The 12,815-nt window shown below is 59.4% G+C and carries 12 protein-coding genes; 10 read left to right on the top strand and 2 right to left on the bottom strand.

Going from position 1 to position 12,815, the window contains the following annotated elements; all coding sequences use genetic code 11:
• Nucleotides 1-128: 128 nt before the first annotated feature.
• The 9 genes from argA to C0058_RS31040 all read left to right on the top strand — a co-directional run bounded on the left by argA (nucleotide 129) and on the right by C0058_RS31040 (nucleotide 9,298).
• Nucleotides 129-1,427: an amino-acid N-acetyltransferase gene (gene argA / locus C0058_RS31080; protein WP_003213914.1), complete on the top strand. Its 1,299-nt coding sequence runs from the start codon at nucleotides 129-131 to the stop codon at nucleotides 1,425-1,427.
• 592 nt (nucleotides 1,428-2,019) lie between these two features.
• The gene (locus tag C0058_RS31075; RefSeq protein WP_003213912.1) at nucleotides 2,020-3,378 is read left to right on the top strand and encodes an OprD family porin; all 1,359 of its coding nucleotides are present in this window, start codon (nucleotides 2,020-2,022) and stop codon (nucleotides 3,376-3,378) included.
• Nucleotides 3,379-3,651: 273 nt separating this feature from the next.
• Nucleotides 3,652-4,290, top strand: a complete 639-nt coding sequence (locus tag C0058_RS31070; RefSeq protein WP_003213910.1) for a peroxiredoxin — start codon at nucleotides 3,652-3,654, stop codon at nucleotides 4,288-4,290.
• A gap of 317 nt (nucleotides 4,291-4,607) precedes the next feature.
• Nucleotides 4,608-5,201, top strand: a complete 594-nt coding sequence (gene ssuE, locus C0058_RS31065) for an NADPH-dependent FMN reductase (RefSeq protein WP_003213909.1) — start codon at nucleotides 4,608-4,610, stop codon at nucleotides 5,199-5,201.
• Nucleotides 5,202-5,309: 108 nt separating this feature from the next.
• Nucleotides 5,310-6,278, top strand: a complete 969-nt coding sequence (locus tag C0058_RS31060) for a sulfonate ABC transporter substrate-binding protein (protein WP_003213907.1) — start codon at nucleotides 5,310-5,312, stop codon at nucleotides 6,276-6,278.
• Nucleotides 6,279-6,303: 25 nt separating this feature from the next.
• On the top strand, nucleotides 6,304-7,452 hold the full coding sequence (gene ssuD / locus C0058_RS31055) for an FMNH2-dependent alkanesulfonate monooxygenase (RefSeq protein WP_003213905.1): 1,149 nt from the start codon (nucleotides 6,304-6,306) through the stop codon (nucleotides 7,450-7,452).
• Between the two features lie 9 nt (nucleotides 7,453-7,461).
• Nucleotides 7,462-8,250 carry an aliphatic sulfonate ABC transporter permease SsuC gene (gene ssuC / locus C0058_RS31050; protein WP_008438905.1) on the top strand — a complete coding sequence of 263 codons (789 nt, stop codon included), beginning with the start codon at nucleotides 7,462-7,464 and terminating at the stop codon, nucleotides 8,248-8,250.
• Entirely contained in the window at nucleotides 8,247-9,053 is an 807-nt protein-coding gene (ssuB, locus tag C0058_RS31045) for an aliphatic sulfonates ABC transporter ATP-binding protein (RefSeq protein WP_003213901.1), read from the top strand. The genes ssuC and ssuB overlap by 4 nt, the downstream gene beginning before the upstream one ends.
• A gap of 29 nt (nucleotides 9,054-9,082) precedes the next feature.
• Nucleotides 9,083-9,298: a molybdopterin-binding protein gene (locus C0058_RS31040; RefSeq protein WP_003213899.1), complete on the top strand. Its 216-nt coding sequence runs from the start codon at nucleotides 9,083-9,085 to the stop codon at nucleotides 9,296-9,298.
• Nucleotides 9,299-9,469: 171 nt separating this feature from the next.
• On the opposite strand, the gene C0058_RS31035 is transcribed toward C0058_RS31040, so the two are convergent.
• Both C0058_RS31035 and C0058_RS31030 read right to left on the bottom strand, forming a co-directional pair.
• Nucleotides 9,470-10,108 carry a TetR/AcrR family transcriptional regulator gene (locus C0058_RS31035; protein WP_003213896.1) on the bottom strand — a complete coding sequence of 213 codons (639 nt, stop codon included), beginning with the start codon at nucleotides 10,106-10,108 and terminating at the stop codon, nucleotides 9,470-9,472.
• A gap of 252 nt (nucleotides 10,109-10,360) precedes the next feature.
• Nucleotides 10,361-11,737 carry a glutamine synthetase family protein gene (locus tag C0058_RS31030; RefSeq protein ID WP_003213894.1) on the bottom strand — a complete coding sequence of 459 codons (1,377 nt, stop codon included), beginning with the start codon at nucleotides 11,735-11,737 and terminating at the stop codon, nucleotides 10,361-10,363.
• A gap of 278 nt (nucleotides 11,738-12,015) precedes the next feature.
• Between C0058_RS31030 and C0058_RS31025 the strand changes: the two genes are divergently transcribed.
• Nucleotides 12,016-12,795, top strand: coding sequence for a gamma-glutamyl-gamma-aminobutyrate hydrolase family protein (locus tag C0058_RS31025; RefSeq protein ID WP_003213893.1), 780 nt, complete (start codon nucleotides 12,016-12,018; stop codon nucleotides 12,793-12,795).
• Nucleotides 12,796-12,815: the final 20 nt, after the last annotated feature.

Here is a 12,815-nt window from a genome sequence, read left to right as displayed (position 1 = left end):
CTGCCCATCCGTACATAGAAGGAGAGCGAGCGTGTCGCCAAGCCTGTTCCGACGATAACCAACAGCCCGCTGTGCGTTTTTGCGATTCATCCTTTTTTGGCTGCTTTTTATTACAGGCCCAGGTTTTTATGCCCGAATACGTCAATTGGCTTCGTCACGCTTCGCCTTACATCAATGCCCACCGGGATTGCACCTTTGTCGTCATGCTGCCGGGCGATGGTGTAGAGCACCCGAACTTCGGCAATATCGTCCACGACCTGGTGCTGCTCCACAGCCTGGGCGTGCGACTGGTGCTGGTCCACGGTTCGCGCCCGCAAATTGAAACCCGCCTCGCCGCCCGCGGCCTGACCCCGGCTTACCACGAAGGCTTGCGCATCACCGATGCCGCAACCCTGGAGTGTGTGATCGACGCGGTCGGCCATCTGCGTATCGCCATCGAAGCGCGGTTGTCGATGGACATGGCGTCCTCGCCGATGCAGGGCTCGCGCCTGCGGGTGGCCAGCGGCAACCTGGTGACGGCGCGCCCGATCGGTGTGCTTGAAGGCGTCGACTATCACCACACCGGCGAAGTGCGCCGGGTCGACCGCAAGGGCATCAACCGCCTGCTGGACGAGCGCTCCATCGTGCTGCTGTCGCCGCTGGGCTACTCGCCTACCGGCGAAATCTTCAACCTCGCCTGTGAAGACGTCGCCACCCGCGCGGCCATCGACCTGGGCGCGGACAAGTTGCTGCTGTTCGGTGCCGATCTCGGCCTGATCGACGAGCACGGCCGCCTGGTGCGTGAATTGCGGCCGCAACAGGTGCCCGCGCACCTGCAACGCCTGGGCAACAACTACCAAGCCGAATTGCTGGACGCGGCCGCCGAGGCTTGCCGTGGCGGCGTAGGGCGCAGCCACATTGTCAGTTATGCCGAAGATGGTGCCTTGCTGACCGAGCTGTTCACCCGGGATGGCGGCGGTACGCTGGTGGCCCAGGAACAGTTCGAACTGGTGCGCGAAGCGGCGATTGAAGACGTCGGCGGGTTGCTGGACCTGATCAGCCCGCTGGAAGAGCAGGGGATTCTGGTGCGTCGTTCCCGGGAAGTGCTGGAGCGGGAAATCGAGCAGTTCAGCGTGGTGGAACGTGAAGGCATGATCATCGCCTGTGCGGCGCTGTATCAGATCGCCGACTCCGACGCAGGGGAGCTGGCGTGCCTGGCCGTGAACCCGGAGTACCGTCATGGCGGTCGCGGTGACGAGCTGCTGGAGCGCATCGAGACCCGTGCCCGGGCCCAGGGTTTGAAGACGCTCTTCGTGCTGACGACCCGTACCGCCCACTGGTTCCGCGAACGTGGTTTTGTGCCGAGCACGGTGGATCGCCTGCCGTCGGCGCGGGCGTCGTTATACAACTATCAGCGTAATTCGAAGATTTTCGAAAAGGCGTTGTAAGGCTAAGGGGCGAGGGGGCAATCCTCTCGCCTGTCACTTTGGCGAGTCGTGCTCCTCGGCGGACGCATCGGCCCTGAACACAGGGTTTGCCAATTTATACATATAACTGACATCAAAGTGACATTATCACCGGTTACGGTGAGGTGGATTGCTGGGACGGCAGAAAAGTTTCATCGATACAAAAACTGTAACAAATTGACGGAATGATGTGCGTTTGGCCATGATGGCGTCGCGTTTTTGATCGTGAGTGACGTATGACCCCGTTTGGTCAACACAAAACGATCTAAAAAAGCGCAAAGACATACTCTTTCGGAAAACGCTTATGGAGCGGCATCGCCTGTCGGCTTGACCGTCCCATGGAAAGCGTTATTCCTGAATGGTATGAAAAAGGACGAAACAATTCTTTTTGGGTGTATGAAAAACTCATTACCCTGCAAGGACCAAATTAACTGCGGTTAGACGAAAGTAGTAGACACACAAGGTTACGATTGACTTGTCAGTCACTATCCGGTGCTAATCGCGCATCTGTGGATCGAGGGCGTCAGACCCGAGACCTAAGAAATACAAAAATTAGAAATGAGAGGAGCGGTACATGAAGAAGTCAACATTGGCGTTGGCCGTAGCTTTGGGGGCAATCGCCCAACAAGCAGGCGCCGCTGGTTTTATCGATGACAGCAAGATCACGCTGGGCGTACGTAACTTTTACATCAACACCGACAACCGCGATCTGAAGCCATCGGCTACCTCGAACACCCGCAGCAAAAACGCTGAATGGGGTCAGGGTTTCGACCTGCGTTTCATCTCGGGTTTTACCCAAGGTACTGTGGGCTTCGGTCTTGACGCCATCGGCCTGTACGGCGTGCGTCTGGATTCCAGCCGCGCTGATCACGGTAACTACACTGGTACTGCTTCCGGCGGCACCGTGTTCCCAAGTGATGGCAACAAGGCCGTTCACGATTTCGCCAGCCTGGGCGTGACCGGTAAGGTCAAGATCTCCCAAACCGTGCTGAAGATCGGTACCTTGCAGCCGAACAACCCGGTGATCAAGACCAACGACGGTCGTCTGTTGCCACAAACCTTCCAGGGCGGCGAGATCTCTTCGAACGAGTTCAAGGACCTGACCCTGACTGCTGGTCAGATCGAGCACTCCAAAGGCCGTAACTCCAGCAACAATGAAGGTCTGTCCCTGGCCGGTGCCAACGGCAGCTCGAACTACGACGCTGGTAACTTCGTCAACAAGTTCTACTACGCCGGTGCTGACTACAAAATCAACAAAGACCTGACCGCTTCGTACTACTTCGGCGAGCTGAAGGATTTCTACTCTCAGAACTTCCTGGGCCTGGTCCACAACTGGGCGATCGGTCCTGGCGTCCTGAAAAGTGACCTGCGCTACTACCGCAGCCGTGACAACGGTGCCAACGGTGATACTGCCGGTTACTACACCTCCGGCTACTACTCGGATCATCCGACCAACGCCACCAAGGTCAAAGGTAAGGTCGACAACGACCTGTACAGCTACCTGGCGCTGTACTCGGTTGCCGGTCACACCTTCGGTGCTGGCTACCAGTACACCAAGGGCGACAGCGACTTCCCTTGGCTGAACCAAGGTGACGGCTCGTCTAACAGCACCATCACCGACATGCAAATCCAGAAGTTTGCCCGTGCTGGCGAACGTACCTGGCAAGCTCGCTACGCCTATGACTTCGCCAAGATCGGCGTACCCGGCCTGACTGCCGGTGTGGTTTACCTCAAAGGTAGCAACATCGACACCACCGTCGGCGAGCGTAACGAGTGGGAACGCGACCTGACCCTGGCTTACGTTGTTCCAGAAGGTCCGCTGAAAAACCTGGGCGTTGCCTGGAAAAACGCGATGTGGCGTACCGACCTGGCGAACACCCGTTCCCAGGACGAAAACCGCGTAATCCTCAGCTACACCTACGCGTTCAAGTAAGAGCGTAAAACCTTGCCCGGCGCAATGCCGGGCAGGGTGCTTTACTTTTCAAGCCGGGCTCAACCCCCGCAAGCCCGTCCTGAACCCCTCTTTGTACAGCGTCTCAAGGCCTTCTCGAACCTTGAAGCGGATGTTGATCCACGCCCGTTGCCAAGTCCAATGAACAGATTTTTAATATTCCTTTATCGTCTAGATAAATCGATATTTATTCTTTTTAAATAATCCGCGACACAGGCACAGTGGGCTCCATAAGCACTCATCAGGAGCCACACCATGAGCCTCAGACTGGGCGACATCGCCCCCGACTTTGAACAGGATTCCAGCGCCGGCAAGATTCGCTTCCACGAGTGGCTGGGCGATAGCTGGGGCGTGCTGTTTTCCCACCCGGCGGACTTTACCCCGGTGTGCACCACCGAGCTGGGTTTCACCGCCAAGCTCAAGGATGAATTCGCCAAGCGGGGCGTCAAGGCCATTGCGCTGTCGGTGGACCCGGTGGACTCCCACCACAAGTGGATCGAAGACATCAACGAAACCCAGAACACCATCGTCAACTTCCCGATCCTGGCCGACGCTGACCGCAAGGTCTCCGACCTGTACGACCTGATCCACCCGAATGCCAGTGACACCCTTACCGTGCGTTCGCTGTTCGTGATTGATCCGAACAAAAAGATTCGCCTGACCATCACCTACCCGGCCAGCACCGGTCGCAACTTCCACGAAATCCTGCGGGTGATCGACTCGCTGCAACTGACCGACAACCACAAAGTCGCGACCCCGGCCAACTGGCAGGACGGTGACGAAGTGGTGATAGTGCCGTCGCTCAAGGACGAGGAAGAGATCAAGAAACGCTTTCCGAAGGGTTACCGGGCGGTGAAGCCGTACCTGCGGCTCACCCCTCAACCGAATCGCTGACACACAACCACATGTGGGAGCGGGCTTGCTCGCGAATGCGCACTGTCAGTTGATGCATCTTTGAATGACACACCGCTTTCGCGAGCAAGCCCGCTCCCACACTTGCGCGCATTTCAAGTCTCACATAGCAGGGGTTTTACGGCCGTTTCGACGGCCTTTTTTTATGCCTGCGATTTAGTCGGTATCATATGCATTTAAAGAATAAACAAATGAAAAAATAAGATTTATAGATATATAAATTGGCTGATATGGTCTGTCCCATCTTGGCGCCATCGCCACATAGCGAACCGCCGACACTTTCCAAAGGAATTTCCTACATGCTGGTCGTAACACTTGGTGGTAGCCCCAGCCAACGTTCCCGGTCCGGGGTCTTGCTGGATCACACCCGCAACTGGTTGCAGCAACAAGGCGTGGAAGTGGTGAGTTATCAGATACGGGACTTCCCGGCCGAAGACTTGCTGCACGCGCGGTTCGATAGCCCGAAAATCATCGACCTGTTGCAGCAAGTGGCGAACGCCGATGGCCTGGTGATCGCCACGCCGGTGTACAAGGCTTCGTTTTCCGGCGCGCTGAAAACCATCCTCGACCTGCTGCCTGAACGCGCCCTGGCCCACAAAATAGTGTTGCCGATGGCCACCGGCGGCAGCATCGCCCACATGCTCGCGGTGGACTACGCGCTGAAGCCGGTGCTGTCGGCATTGAAAGCCCAGGAATTGCTCCACGGGATTTTCGCCGAAGACAGCCAGATCGCCTACGGCGAAGGCAGCGCCCAGGCGCAACTGGTGCCGGTGCTGGAACAACGCTTGAGCGAGGCCCTGGAGACGTTCTACAGCGCCATGGCCCGCCGCCCGAAACCCCTTGACCCCAATGTGTTGAATGAACGTTTGTTGAGTGCTCGCTGGAGCATTTAAGCCTTACCCAGCTTTACCTGAATTCGACAAGTACTACTCACCTTACTCAGCCGCCAACGGCCAAGCAGGTGCAGCCAACCCCCTAATCGTATATTTGGAGAGAGCGCCATGCGCACTGTCATCTTGCGTCGTGGTCTGGTCGCACTGTTTGCTGCGGCTGTGTCCTTCGGCGCCATTGTTCAAGCCCAGGCCGCCGAAACCTTGCGGATCGGCTATCAGAAATACGGCACCCTGGTGCTGCTCAAGGCCAAGGGCTCGCTGGAAAAGCGCCTGGCCGAGCAGGGCGTGCAAGTGCAGTGGACCGAGTTTCCCGGCGGCCCGCAGCTGCTGGAAGGGTTGAACGTAGGCTCCATCGACTTCGGCGTGACGGGTGAAACCCCGCCAGTGTTCGCCCAGGCTGCCGGTGCCGATCTGCTCTACGTCGCCTATGAACCGCCGGCGCCTACCAGCGAAGCGATCCTGGTACCGAAAGACTCGCCGATCAAATCGGTGCAAGACCTCAAGGGCAAGAAAGTCGTCCTCAATAAAGGCTCCAACGTGCACTACCTGCTGGTACGTGCCCTGGAAGATGCCGGCCTGAAATACACCGACGTGCAGACCGTGTTCCTGCCGCCCGCCGATGCCCGCGCCGCGTTCGAGCGTGGCAGCGTCGATGCCTGGGTGATCTGGGACCCGTACCAGGCAGCCGCCGAGAAGCAACTGCAAGCCCGCACCCTGCGTGACGGCACCGGCATTGCCGACAACCATCAGTTCTACCTGGCCACCAAGCCGTACGCCGAAAAACACCCTGAAGTGATCAAGACGCTGGTGGAAGAAGTCCGCGCCGTGGGCGAATGGTCCAAGGCCAACCCGGAACAAGTCACCGAACAAGTTGCTCCGCTGCTGGGCCTGCCGGCCGACATCACCCTGACCTCGGTAAAACGCCAGGGCTACGGTGCGCAGTTCCTGACGCCTGAAGTGATCGCGGCGCAGCAGAAAATCGCCGACAGCTTCTACCAACTCAAATTGATCCCCAAACCCTTGAGCATCAAGGACGTGATCTGGACACCACCTGCCGCCGTTGCCAAAGCGCCGTAATCCGACTTCTTCAGGAGACAACTCCATGAGCCTCAATATTTTCTGGTTTCTGCCTACCCACGGCGACGGCCATTACCTTGGCACCGCCGAAGGCGCTCGCGCCGTTGATCACGGTTATCTGCAGCAAGTGGCCCAGGCGGCCGACCGCCTTGGCTTCGGCGGGGTACTGATCCCCACCGGCCGCTCCTGCGAAGATTCGTGGCTGGTGGCGGCGTCGCTGATCCCGGTGACCCAACGCTTGAAATTCCTTGTCGCGCTGCGCCCCGGGATCATTTCCCCGACAGTGGCTGCGCGTCAGGCCGCGACCCTGGATCGTCTGTCCGGCGGCCGGGCGTTGTTCAACCTGGTGACCGGTGGAGACCCGGATGAATTGGCCGGCGACGGTTTGTTCCTGAGCCATGAAGAGCGTTACCAGGCGTCGGTGGAGTTCACCCGCATCTGGCGCCGCGTACTGGAAGGCGAGACCGTCGATTACGACGGCCAGCACATCAGCGTCAAAGGCGCCAAGTTGCTCTATCCGCCGATCCAGCAACCGCGCCCGCCGCTGTATTTCGGTGGCTCCTCCGAAGCGGCCCAGGACCTGGCAGCCGAACAAGTGGAAATGGTCCTGACCTGGGGCGAGCCTCCGGCTGCGGTGGCGGAAAAGATTGCACAGGTTCGCGCCAAGGCCGCCAAGCTCGGACGTACCCTGCGCTTCGGCATTCGCCTGCATGTGATCGTGCGTGAAACCAACGCCGAAGCCTGGCAGGCCGCCGACAAACTGATCTCCCACGTGGACGATGAAACCATCGCCCGCGCCCAGGCGTCGTTGTCGCGCTTTGATTCCGTAGGCCAGCAACGCATGGCCGCCTTGCACGGCGGCAGTCGCGACAACCTGGAAGTCAGCCCCAACCTGTGGGCGGGCGTAGGCCTGGTACGCGGTGGCGCCGGCACGGCACTGGTGGGCGATGGCCCGACCGTGGCCGCGCGGGTGAAGGAATACGCGGACCTCGGTATCGACACCTTTATCTTCTCCGGCTATCCACACCTGGAAGAGTCGTATCGCGTAGCGGAGTTGCTGTTCCCGCATCTGGACATCGAGCGTCCCGAGTTGCCGAAAGGCGCCGGCTACGTCAGCCCGTTCGGCGAAATGGTCGCCAACGACATTCTTCCCAAAGCTGCGTCCCAGAGCTGAGGCGCCGCCATGAACCTTGAAAAGTTAAGTCATCGATTGGCGCCCTGGGCGCTGCCGATCCTGTTGCTGGCGGTATGGCAGCTGTCCGTCTCGGCCGGCTGGTTGTCGACGCGCATTCTGCCGGCGCCCAGCGCGGTGATCGAAGCGGGTGTCAGCCTGGTGCGCAGCGGCGAAATCTGGACCCACCTGGCCATCAGCGGCTGGCGTGCGGGCCTGGGCTTTGTGATCGGCGGCAGCATCGGCCTGACCCTGGGGTTTATCACCGGCCTGTCGACCTGGGGTGAACGCCTGCTGGACAGCTCGGTGCAGATGATCCGCAACGTGCCGCACCTGGCGCTGATCCCGCTGGTGATCCTGTGGTTCGGCATCGACGAGACGGCGAAGATATTCCTGGTCGCCCTCGGCACGCTGTTCCCGATCTATCTCAATACTTACCACGGCATCCGCAACGTCGACCCGGCGCTGGTGGAAATGGCCCGCAGTTATGGCCTGTCCGGTTTCAGCCTGTTTCGCCAAGTGATTTTGCCGGGCGCCTTGCCTTCGATTCTGGTGGGCGTGCGCTTCGCGCTGGGCTTTATGTGGCTGACGTTGATCGTCGCGGAAACCATCTCCGCCAGTTCCGGTATCGGCTACCTGGCGATGAACGCCCGGGAATTCCTGCAGACCGACGTGGTGGTTCTGGCGATCGTGCTTTACGCGGTCCTCGGCAAGCTGGCAGACCTGGCGGCGCGAGGCCTGGAGCGAGTCTGGCTGCGCTGGCACCCGGCTTATCAAGTGAATAAAGGAGGTGCGGCATGACCGCTCAACAACCTCCACGCCTGCTGCGGGGCATTCCCCTGGCAGTGCGCAAGTTGCGCAAGGCTTTCGGTTCGCGGGAAGTGCTGAAGGAAATCGACCTGCATATTCCTGCCGGTCAATTCGTGGCGGTCGTGGGCCGCAGTGGCTGCGGCAAAAGTACCTTGCTGCGCCTGCTGGCCGGGCTGGACAAAGCCAGCGGCGGCGAACTGCTCGCCGGCTCCGCGCCGCTGAGCGAAGCGATTGAAGACACGCGGTTGATGTTCCAGGAAGCGCGCCTGCTGCCGTGGAAAAAGATCATCGACAACGTGGGCCTTGGCCTCAAGGGCAACTGGCGCCCGCAGGCACTGGAAGCGCTGGAAGCGGTCGGCCTGGCCGAGCGCGCCAATGAGTGGCCGGCGGCGTTGTCCGGTGGCCAGAAGCAGCGCGTGGCCCTGGCCCGCGCCCTGATCCACCAACCGCGCCTGTTGCTGCTGGACGAACCGCTGGGGGCGCTGGATGCCCTGACCCGGATCGAGATGCAGCAACTGATCGAGAACCTCTGGCAGAAGCACGGCTTCACCGTGTTGCTGGTGACCCACGACGTCAGCGAAGCCGTGGCCATTGCCGATCGGGTGATTTTGATCGAAGACGGCGAAATCGGCCTCGACCTGCACGTGGAACTCCCACGTCCGCGGGTGCGTGGCTCCCACCGCCTGGCGGCGCTGGAAACCGAAGTGCTTAACCGTGTGTTGTCGCTGCCCGGCACCCCGCCGGAACCCGAACCTGTTTCACCGCTGCCTACGCAATTGCGTTGGGCTCAATAACTCACTTGTCTTACACAGGAAGAACGACCATGACTATCAAAGCCATCAACGTGCGTAACCAGTTCAAAGGCACCATCAAGGAAATCGTCGAAGGCGACGTGCTGTCGGAAATCGACGTACAGACCGCGTCCGGTATCGTCACTTCCGTGATCACCACCCGCTCGGTGAAAGAGCTGGAACTGGTGATCGGCAGTGAAGTGATTGCCTTCGTGAAATCCACCGAGGTGTCGATCGCCAAGTTGTGATCAATGGTTCGCACAAACCCCGAAGGTGAAAGCCTGTCGGGGTTTTTGTCGTTCTCAAGATTGCTTTCGCGAGCAAGCCCGCTCCCACATTTGACCGAGTTCTACCTTTGGAATACGGTCGAATGTGGGAGCGGGCTTGCTCGCGAAGAGGCCCGGACAGGCAACAAAAAATCAGAGCGCAGCCACCCGCTTGGGCAAGAACGCCGGCAGATAAAGCCCCACATACGCATCAAACACCCGCATGCCTTCCTCGGCCATGCGCGGGGTGATTTGCCCGTGCTGATGCACCGAGCGCGCGTAGACGCGGTCGCTCAGTTCCAGGGCCAGGGCAAACACGTCGACATCGGCGGGCAGGCTCGGCACCTCAAAGTGCCGGTTGAACACCTCAAACATCAGGTTTCCCAGCTCCAGGTCGTGCTGGCGGTCGGCCTGTGTCACTTCGGTCAACCCGTGCTGGGCCAGGATCAATTGGCGGGCGGCGGCGTCGTTGCTGTAGATGCTGAGCATGCGCTGCTCCACCACGCAGGACAGGTCGCGCCAGTGCTTGAGTGAATCATGATCGATGGGCGCCTGAATGGCCGCGCGAAAGGCCGCATGAACGTCAGCGGTCAGCGCCTCCAGCAACGCCGGCACGCTGGCGAAGAAGTGATACACCGATGACGGTGGAATCTGCGCCCGCTCGGCCACGCTGTAGATCGACAGGCTGGCCACGCCTTCGGCGGCCAGCAAGGTGCGGGCGGCATCGAGGATCGCGTCGATCCGGGCCTGGCTGCGGGCGCGGGGTTTGCGAGGAGTGGCAGGGCGATTCATTGAAGTCTCCTACAGGGCAGCGGGCATTGTACGCAGAGCCACTGGATGATCCATACCCTGTGGCGAGGGAGCTTGCTCCCGCTGGACTGCGCAGCAGGCCCAAGACCTGCACCTCGGTTCCGCCTGAAAGAACCCGGTGTTCTTATTGGGGCCGCTTCGCAGCCCGGCGGGAGCAGGCTCCCTCGCCACAACAGCCATAAAAAAACGCCGTAGGCCAAAGGCCTGCGGCGTTCTTTTTAGCCCGGCAACCGCTTACACGGTATGCAGGTACCAGTTGTACTCAAGGTCGGAGATGGAGTGTTCGAACTCCTCCAGCTCACTTTCCTTACAGGCGACGAAGATATCGATGTATTTAGGATCGATGTACTTGGCCATCACCTCGCTGTCGTCCAACTCGCGCAGTGCATCACGCAGGTTGTTCGGCAGGCTCTGTTCGTTCTGCTCGTAGCTGTTGCCTTCCACCGGTGCGCCAGGCTCGATCTTGTTGGTCAGGCCGTGATGCACGCCCGCCAATACCGAAGCCATCAGCAGGTAAGGGTTGGCATCAGCCCCGGCCACACGGTGTTCGATACGTACGGCGTCGGACGAGCCGGTCGGTACGCGAATCGCCACGGTGCGGTTATCCAGGCCCCAGCACGGCGAGTTCGGCACGTAGAACTGTGCGCCGAAACGACGGTAGGAGTTGACGTTAGGGCACAGGAACGCCATTTGGGCGGGTAGGGTCTCCAGCACACCGCCGATCGCGTGACGCAATGCGGCGTTCTGCTCGGGATCCTCGCTGGCAAAGATGTTCTTGCCGTCCTTGTCCAGGATCGAAATGTGTACGTGTAAGCCGTTGCCTGCCTGGCCCGGGTAAGGCTTGGCCATGAAGGTGGTGTCCATCTCATGGTCGTAGGCGATGTTCTTGATCAAGCGCTTGAGCAGTACCGCGTAGTCGCAGGCCTTTATAGGGTCGGCAACGTGGTGCAGGTTCACTTCGAACTGCGCCGGGGCACTTTCCTTGACGATGGCGTCGGCAGGGATGCCTTGCTCTTTTGCACCTTCCAGAATGTCCTGGAGGCAGTCGACGTATTCGTCGAGGTCGTCGATCAGGTAGACCTGTGTCGAATGCGGGCGTTTGCCGGAGATCGGCGAGCGGGGCGGTTGTGGCCGGCCATTCACGTTCTCCTGGTCAATCAGGTAGAACTCCAGCTCGAATGCGGCGCAGATGGTCAGACCGAGGTCGTCAAATTTGCTTACAACTTGGCGGAGTACTTCGCGAGGATCGGCGAAGAAAGGTTCACCTTCGAGTTCGTGCATGGTCATCAGCAGTTGCGCGGTTGGGCGCTTTTGCCAGGGTTCATTGCACAGGGTGTCGGGGATTGGATAACAGATTCGGTCAGCATCACCGATGTCCAGACCCAGGCCGGTGCTTTCCACCGTTGAGCCATTGATATCCAGGGCAAATAGAGAGGCAGGCAGGTTAATGCCCTTCTCGTAAACCTTGTGGAGGCTGGTGCGTTCGATGCGCTTGCCGCGCACCACACCATTCATATCCGCAATTAGAAGGTCTACGTACAGAACCTCAGGATGATCCTTAAGGAACGCGTTCGCTTCGTTAAGCTGAACGGCACGCGGGGGTACCGACATGATGCAACACCTTTGTTGTTAAAAATATCAATCATTGATCTCTTCGGGTTTCAGTCAACCCGAACGGCATGCCGAAGTCAAGCGAGGCCTTTTTTGCCCTAAAAAAGCGCCGTGAGGGCTTTTTTGGGGCTTTTTGGGGCGATTTTTTGGGATTGGTGCTCTTGGAACCAGCACGTTTGAGCGGGCCGTGTTGTATTTTTTACGGGGGTGTTGTGTAAAAAAATGAACAAGGCTAAGCTCGATTCAAACCCATAACAGCAATAATACCGGGGTGCTTCATGTCTCGCCTGCCGTTAATCGGCGTCACCGCCTGCTCCAAACAGGTCGGTCTGCATGCTTATCACATCAGTGGCGACAAATACGTCCGTGCAGTGGCCACCGCTGCCAAGGGCTTGCCGTTGATTATTCCGTCCCTGGCGGATCTGCTCGACCCGGCCAATATTCTTGACGGTCTGGACGGCATTCTATTTACCGGCTCACCTTCCAATATCGAACCCTTTCACTACGACGGTCCGGCCAGCGCGCCCGGGACTGCTCATGATTCTGCACGGGACCAAACCACCCTGCCGCTGCTGCGTGCAGCCATAGCGGCCGGTGTTCCGGTGCTGGGGATTTGCCGTGGCTTCCAGGAAATGAACGTGGCGTTTGGCGGCAGCCTGCACCAGAAGGTTCATGAAGTGCCGGGCATGATGGATCACCGCGAAGACGACACCCAGCCGCTGGACATCCAGTACGGCCCGGCACATCCGGTAACCATCTCCCCGAATGGGGTATTGGCAAGCCTGGGCTTGCCGTCGACGATCCAGGTCAACTCGATTCATTCACAGGGCATTGATCGCCTGGCGGCCGGTTTCCAGGTCGAGGCCACCGCGCCGGATGGCCTGATCGAAGGCTTTTCAGTGCCCGCGGGCAAGGCTTTTGCTTTAGGAGTGCAATGGCACCCCGAATGGCAGGTAAGCTCTAACCCGCACTACCTCGCAATCTTCCAGGCATTTGGCAATGCCTGTCGAAAGCGGGTGATGCAACGCGACGCGGATGCTGCGTCAACTTACGCCTGACCTTTAATGGATGTCAGGAA

It is taken from the genome of Pseudomonas sp. NC02 (assembly GCF_002874965.1).
Lineage (GTDB): Bacteria > Pseudomonadota > Gammaproteobacteria > Pseudomonadales > Pseudomonadaceae > Aquipseudomonas.
This window is presented reverse-complemented; position numbering and strand designations above follow the sequence as displayed.

Coding starts and splice junctions, on each gene's coding strand:
- argA (WP_003213914.1), top strand. CDS start 129: ATGCCCGAATACGTCAATTGGCTTCGTCACGCTTCGCCTTACATCAAT.
- C0058_RS31075 (WP_003213912.1), top strand. CDS start 2,020: ATGAAGAAGTCAACATTGGCGTTGGCCGTAGCTTTGGGGGCAATCGCC.
- C0058_RS31070 (WP_003213910.1), top strand. CDS start 3,652: ATGAGCCTCAGACTGGGCGACATCGCCCCCGACTTTGAACAGGATTCC.
- ssuE (WP_003213909.1), top strand. CDS start 4,608: ATGCTGGTCGTAACACTTGGTGGTAGCCCCAGCCAACGTTCCCGGTCC.
- C0058_RS31060 (WP_003213907.1), top strand. CDS start 5,310: ATGCGCACTGTCATCTTGCGTCGTGGTCTGGTCGCACTGTTTGCTGCG.
- ssuD (WP_003213905.1), top strand. CDS start 6,304: ATGAGCCTCAATATTTTCTGGTTTCTGCCTACCCACGGCGACGGCCAT.
- ssuC (WP_008438905.1), top strand. CDS start 7,462: ATGAACCTTGAAAAGTTAAGTCATCGATTGGCGCCCTGGGCGCTGCCG.
- ssuB (WP_003213901.1), top strand. CDS start 8,247: ATGACCGCTCAACAACCTCCACGCCTGCTGCGGGGCATTCCCCTGGCA.
- C0058_RS31040 (WP_003213899.1), top strand. CDS start 9,083: ATGACTATCAAAGCCATCAACGTGCGTAACCAGTTCAAAGGCACCATC.
- C0058_RS31035 (WP_003213896.1), bottom strand. CDS start 10,108: ATGAATCGCCCTGCCACTCCTCGCAAACCCCGCGCCCGCAGCCAGGCC.
- C0058_RS31030 (WP_003213894.1), bottom strand. CDS start 11,737: ATGTCGGTACCCCCGCGTGCCGTTCAGCTTAACGAAGCGAACGCGTTC.
- C0058_RS31025 (WP_003213893.1), top strand. CDS start 12,016: ATGTCTCGCCTGCCGTTAATCGGCGTCACCGCCTGCTCCAAACAGGTC.